Genomic DNA, 16,798 nt, shown 5'->3' on the forward strand with positions numbered 1-16,798 from the left:
GGCCCGACGACTGACCCTCCCGCCCCTCGGCCCGGCCGCGGAACGGGGGGCCGCACGGTGACGGCGGCGGCGGCGCTCGCCATCTTCGTCATCGCGTTCTTCTTCATCGCCACGGAGAAGGCCGACAAGGTCAAGGTCGTGCTGATCGCGGCCGGGGCCATGACGGTGCTGGGGCTCACTCCCGGCGCCGGGGTCTTCTTCTCCGAGCACGACGGGATCGACTGGAACGTCATCTTCCTGCTGCTCGGCATGATGATCATCGTCGGGATCATCAAGGGCACCGGACTGTTCGACTACCTGGCGATCTGGGCGGCCAAACGGTCCAAGGGCCGGCCGTACCGGCTGCTGGTGATGCTCATGGTCATCACCGCGGTCGCCTCCCCGTTCCTGGACAACGTCACCACGATCATGCTGGTGGCGCCGGTGACGGTGGTGGTCTGCAACCGGCTGCGGATCCCGGCGCACCCGTACCTCATCGCGGAGGTGCTGGCGTCCAACATCGGCGGCGCCTCGACCCTCATCGGGGACCCGCCGAACATCATCATCGCCAGCCGGGCGGGGCTGACGTTCAACGACTTCCTCGTCCACATGGCGCCGATCGTGGTGGTCATCTTCATCGCGTTCGTGCTGCTGGCGCGGGTGATGTTCCGCAAGTCGTTCACCTACGACGAGCGGTACGTCGCCGAGGTGATGTCGCTGGACGAGCGCAAGGCGATCACCGACCCGAAGCTGCTCGTCCGCTGCCTGGTCGTGCTGGGCCTCGTCATCGTCGGGTTCATGCTGCACTCGGTGCTGCACGCGGAACCGTCGATCGTGGCCCTCGTCGGCGCGGGCGTGATGCTGCTGGTGTCGCGGGTGGAGGTCTCCGAAGTCCTCGAAGAGGTCGAGTGGCCGGTGCTGGTGTTCTTCGTCGGCCTGTTCGTCATGGTCGCCGGCCTCGGGCACACCGGCGTCATCGAGGCGATCGGGACCTGGGCGGCGGACGCCGTCGGCGACAACTACTTCGCCGCCGCGACCAGCCTGCTGTTCGGGTCCGCGGTGCTCGGCGCGTTCTTCGACAACATCCCCTACGCGGCGACGATGGCGCCGATCGTGGAGGGGATGGCGGCGGGGGCGCCCGACCCGACGACCGCGGAGGCGCTGTGGTGGTCGTTCGCGCTCGGCGCCGACTTCGGCGGCAACGGCACGGCCGTCGCGGCGAGCGCCAACGTCGTCGCGATCGGCATCGCCGCCAGAACCGGCAACCCGATCAGTTTCTGGCAGTTCACCCGCTACGGGATCGTCGTCACCGTGCTGAGCACGCTGATGGCGTGGGTGTACGTGGCGTTGCGCTACTTCTAGCGCGGTCCTCCGATGGCCGGGCGCGCCTCCGGTGGGCGTGCTCGGCCATCAGTAGGCGTGCTCGGCCATCAGCCGCCGGGACGCCTCGGTGATGCTGCCCGACAGCGACGGGTACACCGCGAACGTCTGCGCCACCTGGTCGACGGTCAGGTGCTGCTGGACGGCGATCGACACGCCGAGGATCAGCTCGCTCGCCCGCGGTGCCACGATGACGCCGCCGAGCACGATCCCCGTGGACGGACGGCAGAACAGCTTCACGAAACCGTCCTCGAAGCCCTGCATCTTGGCACGCGCGTTGGTGAACAGCGGCAGCATGACCGTCCGGGCGTTGACGTCCCCGGAGTCGACCATCTGCTGCGTCACGCCCACCGACGAGACCTCGGGGTCGGTGAAGATGTTGGACGCGACCCAGCCGAGCTTGAGCGGCTGCACGGCCTCGCCCAGCGCGTGCCACATCGCGATGCGGCCCTGCATGCCCGCGACGGACGCGAGCATGAGCACGCCCGTGCAGTCGCCGGACGCGTAGATGTGCGGGACGGACGTCCGCGACACCTTGTCGACCTCGACGAACCCGCGCGCGTCGCACCGGACGCCGATCTCCTCCAGGCCGATGCCCGTGGTGTTCGGCACCATCCCGACCGTCATCAGGCAGTGCGAGCCCTCGATCTTCTTGCCGTCCTCCAGCGTGACGATCACACCGTCGCCGGACCGCTCGACACCCGCGGCCCGCGACCGCGACATGACGTTCATCCCGCGGCGCAGGAACACCTCCTGCAGGACGGCGGCGGCGTCGGCGTCCTCGGTCGGGAGTATCCGGTCGCGCGAGGACACCAGCGTCACGTTGGACCCGAGCGACAGGTACGCCCCCGCCAGCTCCGCGCCCGTCACACCGGACCCGACGACGATCAGGTCCTCCGGCAGCTCCGGCAGGTCGTAGAGCTGGCGCCAGTTCAGGATGCGCTCGCCGTCGGGCTCCGCGCCCGGCAGCACGCGCGGCGTCGCGCCCGTCGCGATGAGCACGATGTCGGCCCGGATGTGCCGGTCGCCGACCGCGACGACGTGCGGCTCCACCAGCCGCGCCGCACCGCGGACGATCTTGACCTCCTCGTAGGCGAGCCGTTCGGCGACGTCGAACGACTGGGCCCGCGCGAGGTCCTTCACGCGCTTGTTGACCTCGGCCATGTCGGCCTCCAGGGCGCCGACGATCCCGTCCGGGCCGCCGTTGAAGCGCAGCCCGAGGCCCGTCGACTCCGACATGACCGCCATCCGGGTCGAGGTGGCGATGAGCGTCTTGGAGGGCACGCAGTCGGTGAGCACGCAGGCGCCGCCGGGACCGTCCCGTTCGATGACGGTCACGTCCGCGCCGAGCTGGGCCGCGACGAGCGCGGCCTCGTAACCGCCCGGTCCTCCTCCGATGATCACGATGCGGGTCACATCTTCCATCCTTCCCTATGCCAGGCAGTGAAAAGTCCCGTTCTGCGCCGTTGAAACGCACGTGGGGGACGACCCCCACACCCCCGAACAGAACGTGGCGCGTCACCCGTGGGGGACGACCCCCACACCCCCGAACAGAACGTGGCGCGTCACCCGTGGGGGACGACCCCCACACCCCCGAACAGAACGTGGCGCGTCACCCGTGGGGGACGACCCCCACACCCCCGATCAGAACGTGGCGTAGCCTTGGCCAACGTGGCACTGTACGCGGCGTACGCCTCCAACATGGATCCCGAGCAGATGGCGAGCCGGGCTCCGCATTCCCCGATGCGCGGCACCGGCTGGCTGGCCGGCTGGCGGCTGACCTTCGGCGGGCAGGACAAGAGCTGGGACGGTGCCCTCGCGACCGTCGTCGAGGACCGCTCCGAGCAGGTCTTCGTCGTCATGTACGACGTGCCCGCCTGGGACGAGAAGGAACTCGACGCCTGGGAGGGCGCCGCGCTCGACGTCTACCGCAAGATCCGGGTCCGGGTCGAGACGCTCGACGGCGACGTCCTGTGCTGGATGTACGTGCTGGACGACTACGAGGGCGGGCTGCCGTCCGCGCGCTACCTCGGGATCCTCGCCGACGCGGCCGAGAAGGCCGGCGCCCCCGACGACTACGTCAAGGACCTGCGGACGCGTCCCTGCAAGTCGCTGGGCGACTGATCGAGCCACGAGGGGCCCGGCTGTAGTGTCGGCCTTGTGAGCAACGAGGCTTTTGCACTGGCACGGGCGGCCGCGGACGCGCTGCGCGACCGCACGTCCATCGAGTCCTTCGACGTCGCCCTCGTGATGGGCTCCGGCTGGGTGCCGGCGGCCGACAAGCTGGGCGAGCCCGTCACCGAGCTGACGGTCACCGAACTGCCCGGCTTCGCGCCCCCGGCCGTGGAGGGGCACGCCGGGACGGTCCGGGTCGTCGAGATCGGCGGGCGCCATGCGCTGGTGTTCCTCGGCCGGACGCACCTGTACGAGGGGCACGGCGTCGACGCGGTGGTGCATCCCGTCCGGACGGCGCTGGCCGCCGGGGTGACGACGGCGGTGCTGACGAACGCGGCGGGCGGGCTGCGGCCCGAGCACCAGAGCGTCGGCGACCCGGTGCTGATCGCCGACCACCTGAACCTGTCGGGTGCGAACCCGCTCACCGGCCCGACGTTCCTGGACCTGACCGAGGCGTACTCGGGACGGCTGCGCGCCCTCGCCAAGGAGATCGACCCGACCTTGCAGGAGGGCGTCTACGCGGCGTTCCGCGGGCCGACCTACGAGACGCCCGCCGAGATCCGGATGCTGCGCACGCTGGGCGCCGACATGATCGGCATGTCGACCGTCCTGGAGACCGTCGAGGCGCGGCGCGGCGGCGCGGACGTCCTCGGGATCTCCCTGGTCACCAACATAGCGGCCGGGCTGTCGGACGAGCCACTCGACCACGAGGAGGTCCTCGCCGCGGGACGCGCGTCCGCCGGCCGCATGGGCACCCTGCTCGCCACCGTCCTGGCGAAGCTGTGAGCGACCTCCGCGCACGCGCCGAGGAATGGCTGGCCCAGGACCCGGACGCCGGCACCCGCGCCGAGCTCCGGGCGATCCTGGACGCCGCCGACGACGAGGCCCTGACCTCCCGGTTCGGCTCCCGCCTGGAGTTCGGGACGGCCGGTCTGCGCGGCGAACTCGGCGCCGGCCCGAACCGCATGAACCGGGTGACGGTCATGCGCGCCGCCGCCGGTCTGGCCGCCTGCCTGCCCCCCGGCGGCCGGGTGATCATCGGTTTCGACGCCCGGCACGGCTCGCGCCGGTTCGCCGCCGACACGGCGGCCGTGCTGAGCGGGGCGGGCCTGCGTCCCGAGGTGTTCGCCGACCCCGTCCCGACGCCCGTCCTGGCCCATTTCACCCGGGCGTTCGACGACATCGTCGCCGGCGTCATGGTGACGGCCAGCCACAACCCGCCGCGCGACAACGGCTACAAGGTGTACTGGTCGGACGGGGCGCAGATCGTCCCGCCGCAGGACAGCGAGATCTCGGCGGCGATCGACGCCGTCGGCCGCGTGGACGAGCTGCCGCTCGGCTCCGGCTGGCCCGTCCACGACGACACCGAGCTGTACCTGGACGCGGTGTCGTCGCTGCGCCTCGGCGGCGACCGCGACATCTCGATCGTCTACACGCCGATGCACGGCGTCGGCCGCGACGTCCTGCTGGCGGCGTTCGGCCGCGCCGGGTTCCCGGCGCCGGTCGTCGTCCCCGAGCAGGCCGACCCGGACCCCGACTTCCCGACCGTCGCCTTCCCGAACCCGGAGGAGCCGGGCGCGCTGGACCTGGCGCTCGCCCTCGCCGAAGCCCGCGGCGCCGACCTCGTGATCGCCAACGACCCGGACGCGGACCGCTGCGCCGTCGCCGTCCCGTCCCCGTCCGGCTGGCGGACGCTGACCGGGGACGAGGTCGGCGGGCTGCTCGCCGAGCACGTCCTGCGGCACACCGCAGGCGACGACCGCCTCGCCGTCACCACGATCGTGTCGTCGTCCCTGCTCCGCGCGATCGCCGCCGCGCACCGGGTCCGGTTCGCCGAGTCGCTCACCGGCTTCAAATGGATCATGAAGGCGGGCGGGCCGCTCGGCCGTACCGGGGGGCGTGGGGGGTCGTCCCCCCACCGAGCGCCCGACCGGCTGGTGTTCGGCTATGAGGAGGCGCTCGGGTACAGCGTCGGCGACGACCGCGGCGTCCTCGTCAACGACAAGGACGGCATCGGCGCCGCCCTCGCCGTCGCGGCCCTCGCCGCCGATGCGAAGCGCGACGGCCGCACGCTGCTCGACCTCCTGGACGCGCAGGCCCGCAAGTACGGCCTGCACGCCACGTCGCAGCTCTCGATCCGGGTGGACGACCTGTCCCTGATCACCGCCGCCATGGCCCGCCTGCGCGCCGCTCCCCCGCAGGACCTGGCCGGGCGCACCGTCGAGTCGTTCGACGACCTGTCCACGCCGTCCGGTGACCTTCCGCCCACCGACGGCCTGCGGTTCCGCCTGGCCGGGGGCTCGCGTGTGGTCATCCGCCCCTCGGGCACGGAACCGAAGCTCAAGTGCTACCTAGAGGTGGTCCTCCCCGTCGAAGACGACGTCAGCGTGGTCCGCGCGCGCGCCGCCGCCGAGTTGGACGCGCTCCGCGCGGACCTCTCCACGATCCTCCGCTGATCAACTCGACCCGGGGATGCCGCGGGTCCCGCTTCCTTCCAGGAGGTGCGGGAGCCGAAAGGGCGTCTGCGGCGTCCCAGGGGGGTGACGAACCAGAGCTCGCCGAAGAGGTCCAACGGACGTGTGATCGCATTGGCGCTGGTGGTCGTGACCATGACGGCGGTCGCCGTCCTCGCCGCGATCACTTCCGTCGTCCTCTTCACCTGGGACCAGCCGCCCGGCAAGGCGACGGGACGGGTCCTCGGGGCGGCCGGGAATACCGCGAGCAAGGACTACCTGGTCATCGAGTTCACCACCGCCGACGGGCGAGTCATCCGTTTCCATGGCCTCCGTGATGAGTGGAGGAAGGCGGACGGCTCGCAAGTCCACATCCGCTACGACCCCCGGGATCCGCACGGGTCCGCCGAACAGGAGTTCGGGATCTGGCCGCTGCTCGTTACGACGCTCCTCACAGCGGCGACCGCCTCCGCGGCAGTGGTGGCGGCACGAGCCGTTGTCCGGCAGCGAAGGAGACCGGGCCCCGGCCGGTGAGGCGCGCGCTCAGCCGGCCAAGGAGACGATCAGGGCGGCGACCAGACCGGCCAGTGGGACGGCGAGGGCGGCCACGGCCGGGATGGACCAGGTGACACTTCCCCTCGCGGGTTCGTCCGTCTTGGCCGCGGCCGCTTTGTCGGGGGCGCCCGACTTCGCCTTCGGGCGGTGGCGGTCGCGCATCTCGTTGAGCTGCTGGGCGGCGAAGCCCGTGGGCGTCCGCCCGCGCAGGTCGACGGCCGGGCCCTGGTTCTTGCGCGCCTGCTTCTGCGCCCGCGCCTCCGCCTTGGCCTGCGCGCGGGGCGACGTCTGGTGCACCCACGCGCGGGTCTCCAGGTCGGTCCCGTCCGGGCCCGCGAAGCGGACCGTCACCGCGTTCCTGCCCTCGATGCGCCGGATCGCCGCCCACGGGGCGCGGACGTCCCGGAGCGGGTTGCGGACGCTCAGCGCCTCCTCGTCCGCGATGATCGCGGGACGCAGCCCGACCGTGTAGGCGATCCCGCAGCCGAGCAGCAGCAGGAACGCGATGGTGAACGTCGTCAGCGAGTAGTCGGGGTCACCGGTGATGCCGACGAACAGGTCCACGAAGTTGAGCAGGGCGAACACGAGCCACGCGTAAGCGGCGACCTGCCCGCCGGTGGAGCGAATGGTCATGGCTCGATCATGCCAGCGGCCTGGCGCCGCTCCACTTGAGCTGCGCGAAGCCCGGTTTGATCACACCGTTGATCAGTTCGAGCCGCTCGTTGAACGGGACGAACGCCGACTTCATCGCGTTCACCGTGAACCACTGCAGGTCGTCCCATCCGTAGCCGAACGCCTCGGAGAGCTTCGCGAACTCCTGCGCCAGCGTCGTGCCGCTCATCAGCCGGTTGTCGGTGTTGACGGTGACGCGGAAGCTGAGGCGGCGCAGCAGCCCGATCGGGTGCTCGGCGATCGACTTCGCCGCGCCCGTCTGGATGTTGGACGTCGGGCACATCTCCAGCGGGATCCGCTTGTCCCGGACGTACCCGGCGAGCCGGCCGAGGCGCGCGTCGTCGCCGTCCACCTCGATGTCGTCGATGATCCGGACGCCGTGCCCGAGCCGGTCGGCACCGCACCACTGGATCGCCTGCCAGATCGACGGCAGCCCGAACCCCTCCCCGGCGTGGATGGTGAAGTGCGCGTTCTCCCGCTGCAGGTACTCGAACGCGTCCAGGTGCCGGGTCGGCGGGTAGCCGGCCTCGGCGCCCGCGATGTCGAACCCGACGACGCCGAGGTCCCGGTACCGGACGGCCAGCTCCGCGATCTCCATGCTGCGCGCCTGGTGCCGCATCGCCGTGACCAGCGTCCCGACCCGGATGCCGAAGTCCCGGCGGCCCCGCGCGAACCCGTCGAGTACGGCCTCGACGACCTGCTCCAGCGTCAGCCCCATGCTGAGGTGCTGCTCCGGCGCGTACCGGACCTCCGCGTACACGACGCCGTCGTTCGCGAGGTCCTCCGCGCACTCGTAGGCGACGCGGGTGAGCGCCTCGACGGTCTGCATCACCCCGACGGTGTGCGAGAACGTCTCCAGGTACCGCTCCAGCGACCCCGAGTTGGACGCCTCCTCGAACCACGTCCGCAGGCCGTCGGCGTCGGTGGTCGGCAGGTTTTCGTACCCGGTCTCCCGCGCCAGCTCCACGATGGTCGCGGGACGCACCCCGCCGTCCAGGTGGTCGTGCAGCAGCACCTTCGGCGCCCGGCGAATGTCCTCAAGAGTCGGCCGCTCGTTCATCTTTCGAACCTACCCGGCCCCGCCGCCTCCCACGTCGTCAACTTCCGCCAATCGACGTGGGGCGATCACGCGAGCGCGAGGAACTCCCGCGTCGTCGCAATGGCGGCCGTGACGGCACCGGCGAGGACGGCGGCCGAGTCGATGATCCCTGCTTCGGCCATCGCGACGGGCCGTCCCGTCCGAACGTCCAGCCCATTCGCACCAGGTACCGCCTGGATCGCCTCGAAGGCCGCGAGAGGGGTGAGGCCGCAGTCGGCCGCGAACCGATCGAAGGGCGCCGACAACCCCGCCCAGAGCACGTCCCGTGCCGAAGACGAAAGCCACTCGTCGGCAAGGTCGTTCGCCAGCAGGTAACGGCTGGTTCCCCCGCCGTCCAGGGACCCGTGTTCAATGAGCGCGGGCATCGCGTCCCTGGCTCGGATGAGGACATCCAAGCGCGCTTGGAAGACCTCCTCGGGCTCACTTCGCCCGGGCCCCGTCCGGACAATGGCAACTCCCAGCGCGAAACATGCCATGCGCAGCCTGATGCCCGAGCGCTCGGCTGCAGTCGGCGCCGCATCCGCTGCGGCTCGCAGCTCGTTGATGCGCTGGTGGATCGCCTTCCTGTTGCCGCGGTAGCCGCGGTCGATGCGCACCCCTGCCGAGTCAATTCTGATGCTCGGGACCAATACGGGATTCCACGACCCCTGTGGGCCCCCGCCGACCTGCAGGGCGATGTCGTCGAGCGTGCCGAGCGGATAAGCGCTCGACAGGCGCCCCTCCCAGGCGTGTCCGCCGCTTACCAACAATGCGATAGTGCCATCGTCGTCGGCGGGAGCGAGCACGACGGTAGGCCGTTCCTCACCAGCGACCCGCTGCCGGACGTCAGCAGACAGCGGCTTGGTCAGCACGACGAGATATGGCTCCAGGAGCCTGATAGGCGCGGGAGGGCCATGGTCGCCGAGATCGGCGGGCAGGAACATCCCTTCGTGAAGCTCCAGGGCCAGACCTGGCAGCTCACGATTCCCCACAAAGATCACTCCCTCCCTGCCGACCTTGTCCGCCGCCTCCGCGAGCATCGCAGCACCATCGGGATCACCGGTCGCAGTCGTCATGACCTGCGTGAGTTGCTCCTTGCGCTCAACTTCGACGGCCAGACTCCGCAGAGTCCGTACGGCGCGCTCACCGAACCCGCCCAACTCCGCGCGGAGGCGGGCTGGGGTCATGGTGTCCGCCCGGACGACGCCGAGTGCCGTGGTCATCATCGCTTGGGCCATCACGACGGCGGTGGCGGCGCCGTCCGAGTACTCCGTGCGCATCCGGGTCACCAATCGGCGGACGAGATCCGCGCCCAGTTCGGCGTCCGTGCGCGGTTCGACGGCGGTCTGGCAGAGCAGTGCCGGGTCCGCGGTGGTGCGACGAGTGCCGTCCGGCGCCGTGTACCGGGCCAGACCGCCGGCGGGCCCGAGCGTGCGGGCCACCTCCGACGCGAGCCGCGTGAAGCCCTCGTGCACATCCTCCAGAGGATGCCGGGACGGGCGCACCACGCGAGGCGGGGGCGGTGCGGGTGAGGGTTCGAGGGCGGCGGTGTTGCGGACGAGGGCGATGCTGCCGCCGGCGTTGCGGTTGCGCTGCTGGGGCACCGGCCTCGACTGCGCGGTCAGCCGGACGTGGAGCCGCCGGTACACGGTCTCCATGTCCAGCAGCGCGGGGCCGCCGGGGACGCCTTCGGCGAGCGTACGGATCAGTTCGCCGGTGAACGCCGTGTACGGCTCGCCGGGCGGAGCCAGCGCCTTGCGGGTCTCGGCGGACGCGGTCAGCAGGTACGTGCCCTCCACCACCGCCTGGTCGGCGACCTGCTCGGTCGCGCTCATGCCGCCGACCAGGGCCCGGCCGCTGTAACAGCAGTCCAGGACGACCACTTTGCGGTGGGCCCCGCCGCCCGCGTGCAGCACCACTCGCCGCACGTCCTCGTACCGGAGGGCGGTGTAGGAGTGCTCGGGGTCGGTGTCGGGCAGCGCCAGGCACAGCTCGTCGGTGTAAGGGTCGGTCAGTCCGTGCCCGGCGAAGTAGACGATCAGGGCGTCGGTGGCCTCGGCGGCGGCCTTGCGCAGGATGTCGAGGATCGTCCGGGCCGAGGCCGGCTGCCTGACGAGCAGGCAGTTCCGTTCGGCCAGCCCCCACAGCGCGGGGTCGGTGAACACGTCGCGGAGGCCGGTGAGGTTCTGCTCCACCGCGGGCAGATCGTCCAGCGCGTCGTACCGGTGGACGCCGATCAGGACGGCGCGGGAGCCTTCGGCGTCCGGCAGTCCGGTCACTCGGCCCCGCCCGGCCCGCCGTCCAGCGCCCGGAGGACCTCCCGGACCGCCTCCGGCGAGTCGGCGCTGATCGTGACCGCCACGCCGTCGCGCTCGATCCGCACGACGGGGCCGGCGGATGATCTCCGCGACCCGATCCAGGCGGCCACCGCGACGACGAGGCCGCTGAACGCGATGGCGTTGCTCAGCACGACGTTCACGACCTCAAGCGAGCCGCTCATGCCGCCCGGCTGGGACGGCCCCGGGACGATCGTCACCTTCGCGTCCCGGCGGACGTCCGGGTCCTGCGCCAGCCACCGGTACAGCGACGCGATCTCCGTCCCGTCGGAAGAATCCGCCACGCTGAGCAAAGCCTTCATGCCCGCCCCTTTCGCCGCCTCGACTACATCACCGACGGGCAGGGCACGCCGGAGGTTCACGGCAGGCGGCCGACACCGCCGGCCTTCGTCCACGGCAGTTCGGGGAGTCCGCCCGCCTCGTCGCCGGAGCCCCGGGCCCGGACGCCGGCCAGCCCCGGCTCGACCAGTTCGAAGCCCTCGAAGAACCGGCACCGTGGTCGTCCTTGCCGGGGGGACCTCGTCCGGTTCGGCCGCTCCCGACTTGTTCACACAGTTTGCGGCCGGGGGGCGTCTCATCGCGCTCCCCGGCCGCAATCGGTCAGTGGGTGTGCCGGTCAGCGAGCCTTGGCGTAGTCGCCGATGTTGCCGGCGAAGTCGAACATCACGCACGGCTCGTCGCCGACGACCCAGGCGTCGTGGCCCGGCTCCTGGACGAACACGTCTCCGGGGCCGACCTCTCCTTCGGAGCCGTCCTTCGTCCGGATCCGCATGCGTCCCGCGACGACGTAGCCGTTGTGGTGGACTTCGCACAGGTCGGTGCCCGCGATGTCCTTGACGGACTCGGTCCAGCGCCAGCCAGGCTCGAACGTCGCCTTCCCGAAGACGAGTCCGCTGAGGTTGACGACCTCCAGGTGCCCCCGGGGGAAGTCGCGCCGGTCGTCCGGCTTCTCAATGCTCTTGATCTCGGTCATGATGGGTCCCCCTTATCCACCATCACCTCCCACGTTTGCACTGCGTCTGACCTGCGTCAAGACGGGTGCGAGGGCACTCCTCACGGGCAGGTGCGGCGCAGTGGCAGGCCTCGTGCGGGCCGGCCGGGGGCGTGTCCGGGCCGCCCGCTACCGGACGGACGTCAGGGCGGCGTAGAGGATGATGTTGTCGCGGTAGCTGCGTTCCGTCCGGTCGAACGCGCCACCGCAGGTCACGAGCCGGAGACCGGCGTGGTCGAGCGGGCCGTAGACGCGGCTGGTGGGGAACTCGTCCTTGGCGACGCGTTCCACGGACTCGACGGTGAACACGGCGACCCGGCCGTCCGCGCGGGTCACCTCGACGCGATCCCCGGGGCGCAGCCGGCCGAGGTCGTAGAAGACCGCAGCGCCCTTCGCGGAATCGACGTGACCGAGCAGCACGGCCGCGCCGAGCTCACCAGGCGTAGGGCCGCGGTCGTACCAGCCGGCCTCGCCGGGACGGTCCCCGGACGGGACCTGTACCGAGCCGTCGGCGTCGAGGCCCAGCCCGATCAGCGGTGCGCGAACCCCGATCGACGGGACGGCGACCCGGACCGGCACCGAGCGGGGCAGCGCCGCCGCGCGGTGATCGACCGGCCGGGTGGTCGCGGCCCACGCGGGCGGCTGCGGCGGGCCTCCCGGGCCGCGCAGCCCGAGACCCGCGAATGTCAGGCCGGCCGCCATCAGGACGACCGCGACCGCCCACAGACCGGCCTTTCGCGCCATTGCCATTCACCCGTCCGGTGAGAATGTCGAAGGGTTTCAGAAAAGACGCCGGCCGCCTCCGGGAAAGGCGGCCGTGCCGTCAGGAGTCGGAACCGCTCCGGCGGCGGGCGGCCAGGCCTCCGGCGCCGACCGCGCCCGCCATGAGGACTCCGCCGCCGGCCAGCAGCACGAGGTTCGCACCGCCGGAGCCGCCGCCGAAGCCGGTCTTGGCGCCGCCGCTCGGGGTCGGGTGCGCGCTGCCCAGCGGCGTCGGGCGCGCCGAGCCGGCGGGCGTCCGCCGCGGGGCGGGCTGGTGCGTCTTCGGCGGGGTCTTCGCGTCCAGGACCTTGAGGTACCCGATCGACCGGTGCGTCCCGCAGCGCACCTGCACCGTGTAGTCACCCGGGGAGGTGTCCGGCTTGATGGTCGCGAGGCCCGCCCGGCCATCGACCTCCTCGGCGCCGTTCAGCGGGACGGCGCCGCCCACGAAGGCCAGCGAGCCGGCCTCGCCGTCCACGGCGCACTTCTTGCCGACGACCGTGATCTTGTCGCCGGGGCGCGCCTGCCCCGGCTGCACGACCACGTCGCCGCCCTCGGCCAGCGCGGGCGCGGCCAGGCCGAACGTCATTCCGCCGAGGACGAGGCCGAAAACGGCCGCCTTTCCGAGTCGCATCTCTCCCCCACTGCGACACGGCGGCTTACTTCGACTTTCGGCCTGGCACCGTGCCCCCTTATGCCCTCATACGATGGAGCGCGCACGCGATTGGTTCGAGCCATTTCCCTTCCCATCATGATCGGAATTGGCGAGCCTGAGAGTTGGCGTGATAGCCGCCACATCGCACCCGTTCAGCGGCTCAGGCGGCGGTAGCGGCGGACGGCGAGCGGCAGGAAGACCGCCGTGATGGCGACCGGCCAGACGAGCGCCATGAGCAGGGCGTGCTGCTCGACCCAGGTGCCGCCGACCGCCGCCGGGTTGCCGAACACCTCCCGCGACGCAGTCACCGTCGACGACACCGGGTTCCACCGCGCGACCGCGCCCAGCCAGTCCGGCATGAGGGACGGGGCCACGAACGCGCTGGAGATCATCGCGAACGGGAACGCCACCGCGAACAGGCTCCCCGCCGCCTCCTCGTTCGGCACGAGCAGGCCCAGCAGCACCCCGATCCAGATCAGCGCGAAGCGCAGCAGCAGGAACAGCCCGAACGCGCCGAGCACACCCCCGTCCGAGCGCCAGCCGATCGCCAGCGCCGTCAGCGCCAGGACGAGGAGGTCGAGGATCGCGCCGATCAGGTCGCCGGCGCCGCGCCCCGTGACGACGGCCGAGGACGCCATCGGCATCGACCGGAACCTGTCGGTGACGCCGCGCCCGCTGTCGTACACCGACGGCGTACGCGGTGTTCATGAATCCCATCGCCATCGTCATTCCGAACATCCCGGGCATCAGGAACACCTCGGTAGAGCGACATCCTCCCGACGACGAGGCGGGTCGCGATGGAGCGCATCGACAGCGCTTCGAGGCCCTCCGTGCGGGCGAGCTCGTCGGCTACGTGGAGGGCGTCGCCCGCCGCTACGTCAACGAACGCCGCGCCGAGGCCCGCACCGGCGTCAGCAACGAGCAGTTCTGGGCCGCCCGAGAACCGACTCTCGTCAAGGCCATGAGCAGCGGCGACTACCCCACGATGGCGAACATGGCCGACAACACCTTCGACTTCTCCTCCGAACAACTCTTCGAGTTCGACCTGACCCGCCTACACGACGGCTTCGCCGCCCACATAACCCCCACCTGATTCACCGGGCGAAAAGCAGTCGCAACCCCGCCGGATGACTTCATAACGTCGTCCAATGCGACTGCTCTCGGTCAATATCGGCCGCCCCCGCACCAATCCGTGGAAGAAAACCGCGCTGACCGGCATCGACAAGCGACCGGTCGACGGCCCGGTGCAGGTCACCGCACCGACGTCCGAGGGAACGGGCGAGGTCGGCCTGGCAGGCGACCGCGTCCATGACGTCCGAGGCCACGGCGGGCCGGACCAGGCCGTCTACGCCTATGCGCGCGAGGACCTCGATCTGTGGCAGGGCGAACTCGGCAGGCCGCTGCATGACGGCGTCTTCGGCGAGAACCTCACCACCGCCGGAATCGACGTCAACGGCGCGCTGATCGGCGACCGGTGGCGCGTCGGGCGGAGCGTCCTGCTGGAGGTGAGCTGCCCCCGGATCCCTTGCGGCACCTTTCAGGGCTGGCTGGACGAGCCGGGCTGGATCAAGCGATTTACGCAGGCGGTGAGGCCGGGCGGCTACCTGCGCGTCATCGAGCCCGGTGAGATTCGTGCGGGTGACGCCGTGGAACTCGTCCGGCGGCCCGGTCACGGCGTGAGCGTGGGCGTCGCCTTCCGGGCGCTTACCGGTGAGCCCGGCCTGCTGCCGCTGCTGGTCTCGGTCGAAGCCCTGCCGTACTACGTCCGCGAGGTGGCTCGTCGGCGTGCCGGGGGTTGAGCGGAGGGAAATGGCTCGTGGTTGATAGTGCGGTCATTGCGGGTGGGTACATATTGCGAATTTCGGGCGAAATGGGCATGGCGGGACAGGGTTGCTGAAAATGGTTCGATATCTCTGGAATCTCGGCGATCTGCGCTTGCCCGAACGTACGTTGTGTCAGCCTAGATACGGAGTGTGCCCGTAAGAGCACGCCTTACTCGGTCATGTGAGTCCTGCTGAGCCGCCGATCGCACTGAGGACGCCGATGTCTGTTTTCTCCGAACCTGCTGCCGACAGCGAGCGCCAGGATTTCCGGCGTCACGGCAAGGCCCCGGCGCGCGGCATGCGCCGCCACAGCAACGTACGCTCCTTTCACCTGTGCATTTCCGTCCTGCCCGCGGCCGTTGTGGGGGTGCTCGGCGCCGGCGCGGTAGCGATGCTCTACGGCGGCGACGCCGTCACGCACCGGACGCAGGTGGCGCTGGCCGTGATCGCCGTGGGCGTCGTGCTCACGCTGGGCGCGGCCGTGTTCGCGGCGGACGCGGCGACCCGGCGGGTCGACCGGCTGCAGGCCCGGCTGTCGGTGCGCGGCCACGACGACGTCCAGCGTCGGCTCGGCGAGCTGTGGTTCTCGATCGCGCGCGGCCGGCAGGGCCTGCGGGAGCTGGTCGAGCGCGTCCATGCCGGGGAGACCGCGCCGCGCAGCGAGGACATCCCGGCCACCGAGTCCGGCGACCCGTTCGTCCGGCTCGCCTACGAGCTGCGGCAGGCGCAGGGCGAGGCGTGGAACGCCGTGCTGGACACCGCGGCCCGCGAGACCGGCGGCACCGACCAGCGGGTGGACGTCTTCGTCAACCTCGCCCGGCGGATGCAGTCGCTGGCCCACCGGGCCATCCGCGGCCTGGACGAGCTGGAGAACCAGGTCGAGGACCCCGACCTCCTCAAGGGCCTGTTCCGGGTCGACCACCTCAGCACCCGCATGCGCCGCCAGGCCGAGAGCCTCGCCGTGATCGGCGGCGCCGCGTCCCGCCGCCAGTGGAGCCGGCCGGTGACCGTGTACGAGGTGCTGCGCTCGGCCATCGCGGAGGTGGAGCACTACAACCGGGTCAAGGTGGTGCCGCCCGTCGAGGGGACCCTGCACGGCGGCGCGGTCGCGGACGTCGTGCACCTGCTCGCCGAGCTGATCGAGAACGCCACCAAGTTCGCTCCCCCGCACACGCAGGTGCTGATCCGCGTGGACACGGTCAGCGCGGGCCTCGCCATCGAGGTCGAGGACCGCGGGCTCGGGATCCCGCGCGAGACGCAGCGGCGGCTGAACGAGCTGCTCGCCGACCCGGACCGGACCGGCACCGGGGAGCTGCTGCAGGAGGGGCGCATCGGGCTCCTGGTCGTGTCCGCCCTGGCCCGCCGGCACGGCGTCCGCGTCCAGCTCCAGGACAACCTGTACGGCGGCACCCAGGCCGTCGTCATCGTGCCCAAGGAGATGGTCGGCCGGCAGGCGCTGGAGGCCCAGACCCGGGCTTCGGCGCAGGCCCCGGCCCGGCCGCCGGAGCCGCCGGACGACTCCGAGCGGGTACCGGTGCCGGCCGCCACCGCCGCGGCGGCCGTGCCCGCCGCCACCGGTGCGCACGCCGCGCACCGGCCCGTCCAGCAGCCCACGGCCGTCCAGCAGACGACCGTGCAGGCGGCCGCCGCGCGGCCCGCCGCCCCCGCGTCCCAGCCGCTCGCCGCGCCCGGCGGGCCTCCGGCGGAGGGCGGCGAGCGTCCCTCGCTGCCGCGCCGCCGCGTCCAGGCGAACATGGCGCCCGAGCTGCTCAACGCTCCCGCGCCGCAGCAGCAGGACGATGACGACATCGAGCACAATCCCGGTCTCATGGCGGCGTTCCAGCGGGGTGTGCGCGGCGCCGAGGAGGAGGGCGGCGATGCGGACGGCTTTGCCGACGACCCGGGCAGCGCGAGCTGACGAAACTTCACGAGCGATAAG

17 protein-coding genes are annotated in these 16,798 nt (G+C 71.5%); 8 read left to right on the plus strand and 9 right to left on the minus strand.

Annotated elements, in window-relative coordinates; genetic code table 11:
- Positions 1-57 precede the first annotated feature (57 nt).
- Positions 58-1,341, plus strand: coding sequence for an ArsB/NhaD family transporter (locus tag E1284_RS07125; protein ID WP_131938193.1), 1,284 nt, complete (start codon positions 58-60; stop codon positions 1,339-1,341).
- A 48-nt stretch (positions 1,342-1,389) separates the two neighbouring features.
- On the opposite strand, the gene E1284_RS07130 is transcribed toward E1284_RS07125, so the two are convergent.
- Entirely contained in the window at positions 1,390-2,775 is a 1,386-nt protein-coding gene (locus tag E1284_RS07130; RefSeq protein WP_131938194.1) for an NAD(P)H-quinone dehydrogenase, read from the minus strand.
- A gap of 255 nt (positions 2,776-3,030) precedes the next feature.
- Here E1284_RS07130 and E1284_RS07135 point away from each other — a divergent pair, with 255 nt between their 5' ends.
- The 4 genes from E1284_RS07135 to E1284_RS07150 all read left to right on the plus strand — a co-directional run bounded on the left by E1284_RS07135 (position 3,031) and on the right by E1284_RS07150 (position 6,521).
- Positions 3,031-3,483 (plus strand): gamma-glutamylcyclotransferase family protein, encoded by a 453-nt coding sequence (locus E1284_RS07135; RefSeq protein WP_131938195.1) that lies wholly within the window; start codon positions 3,031-3,033, stop codon positions 3,481-3,483.
- 36 nt (positions 3,484-3,519) lie between these two features.
- A complete protein-coding gene (locus E1284_RS07140) occupies positions 3,520-4,320 on the plus strand; it encodes a purine-nucleoside phosphorylase (RefSeq protein ID WP_131938196.1) in 801 nt (266 codons plus the stop codon).
- A complete protein-coding gene (locus tag E1284_RS07145) occupies positions 4,317-5,990 on the plus strand; it encodes a phospho-sugar mutase (protein ID WP_131938197.1) in 1,674 nt (557 codons plus the stop codon). The genes E1284_RS07140 and E1284_RS07145 overlap by 4 nt, the downstream gene beginning before the upstream one ends.
- A gap of 123 nt (positions 5,991-6,113) precedes the next feature.
- A complete protein-coding gene (locus E1284_RS07150) occupies positions 6,114-6,521 on the plus strand; it encodes a DUF3592 domain-containing protein (protein ID WP_131938198.1) in 408 nt (135 codons plus the stop codon).
- A 9-nt stretch (positions 6,522-6,530) separates the two neighbouring features.
- On the opposite strand, the gene E1284_RS07155 is transcribed toward E1284_RS07150, so the two are convergent.
- The 8 genes from E1284_RS07155 to E1284_RS07190 all read right to left on the minus strand — a co-directional run bounded on the left by E1284_RS07155 (position 6,531) and on the right by E1284_RS07190 (position 13,722).
- Complete coding sequence (locus tag E1284_RS07155) at positions 6,531-7,175, minus strand: PH domain-containing protein (protein WP_131938199.1); 645 nt, start codon at positions 7,173-7,175, stop codon at positions 6,531-6,533.
- Between the two features lie 7 nt (positions 7,176-7,182).
- Positions 7,183-8,274, minus strand: coding sequence for an adenosine deaminase (locus E1284_RS07160; protein ID WP_131938200.1), 1,092 nt, complete (start codon positions 8,272-8,274; stop codon positions 7,183-7,185).
- Between the two features lie 65 nt (positions 8,275-8,339).
- A complete protein-coding gene (locus E1284_RS07165) occupies positions 8,340-10,571 on the minus strand; it encodes a caspase, EACC1-associated type (RefSeq protein WP_131938201.1) in 2,232 nt (743 codons plus the stop codon).
- Positions 10,568-10,930 (minus strand): effector-associated constant component EACC1, encoded by a 363-nt coding sequence (locus tag E1284_RS07170; protein ID WP_131938202.1) that lies wholly within the window; start codon positions 10,928-10,930, stop codon positions 10,568-10,570. Before E1284_RS07170 ends, E1284_RS07165 begins: the two co-directional genes overlap by 4 nt.
- Positions 10,931-11,244: 314 nt before the next feature.
- Positions 11,245-11,601, minus strand: a complete 357-nt coding sequence (locus E1284_RS07175; protein ID WP_131938203.1) for a cupin domain-containing protein — start codon at positions 11,599-11,601, stop codon at positions 11,245-11,247.
- A 147-nt stretch (positions 11,602-11,748) separates the two neighbouring features.
- On the minus strand, positions 11,749-12,369 hold the full coding sequence (locus E1284_RS07180; protein WP_243714307.1) for a class F sortase: 621 nt from the start codon (positions 12,367-12,369) through the stop codon (positions 11,749-11,751).
- A gap of 73 nt (positions 12,370-12,442) precedes the next feature.
- A complete protein-coding gene (locus E1284_RS07185; protein WP_131938204.1) occupies positions 12,443-13,015 on the minus strand; it encodes a hypothetical protein in 573 nt (190 codons plus the stop codon).
- Between the two features lie 173 nt (positions 13,016-13,188).
- Positions 13,189-13,722: an ABC transporter permease gene (locus tag E1284_RS07190; protein WP_207923608.1), complete on the minus strand. Its 534-nt coding sequence runs from the start codon at positions 13,720-13,722 to the stop codon at positions 13,189-13,191.
- Between the two features lie 20 nt (positions 13,723-13,742).
- On the opposite strand from E1284_RS07190, the gene E1284_RS07195 reads away from it, so the two are divergent.
- The 3 genes from E1284_RS07195 (at position 13,743) to E1284_RS07205 (ending at position 16,777) form a co-directional block, all read left to right on the plus strand.
- Positions 13,743-14,129 carry a TetR/AcrR family transcriptional regulator C-terminal domain-containing protein gene (locus E1284_RS07195; protein WP_131938205.1) on the plus strand — a complete coding sequence of 129 codons (387 nt, stop codon included), beginning with the start codon at positions 13,743-13,745 and terminating at the stop codon, positions 14,127-14,129.
- Between the two features lie 55 nt (positions 14,130-14,184).
- Positions 14,185-14,835 carry an MOSC domain-containing protein gene (locus E1284_RS07200; protein ID WP_131938206.1) on the plus strand — a complete coding sequence of 217 codons (651 nt, stop codon included), beginning with the start codon at positions 14,185-14,187 and terminating at the stop codon, positions 14,833-14,835.
- A gap of 244 nt (positions 14,836-15,079) precedes the next feature.
- On the plus strand, positions 15,080-16,777 hold the full coding sequence (locus E1284_RS07205; RefSeq protein WP_243714308.1) for a sensor histidine kinase: 1,698 nt from the start codon (positions 15,080-15,082) through the stop codon (positions 16,775-16,777).
- The last annotated feature ends 21 nt before the right edge of the window (positions 16,778-16,798 follow it).

Origin of the sequence: Actinomadura bangladeshensis (assembly GCF_004348335.1) — a bacterium.
Classification (GTDB): domain Bacteria; phylum Actinomycetota; class Actinomycetes; order Streptosporangiales; family Streptosporangiaceae; genus Spirillospora; species Spirillospora bangladeshensis.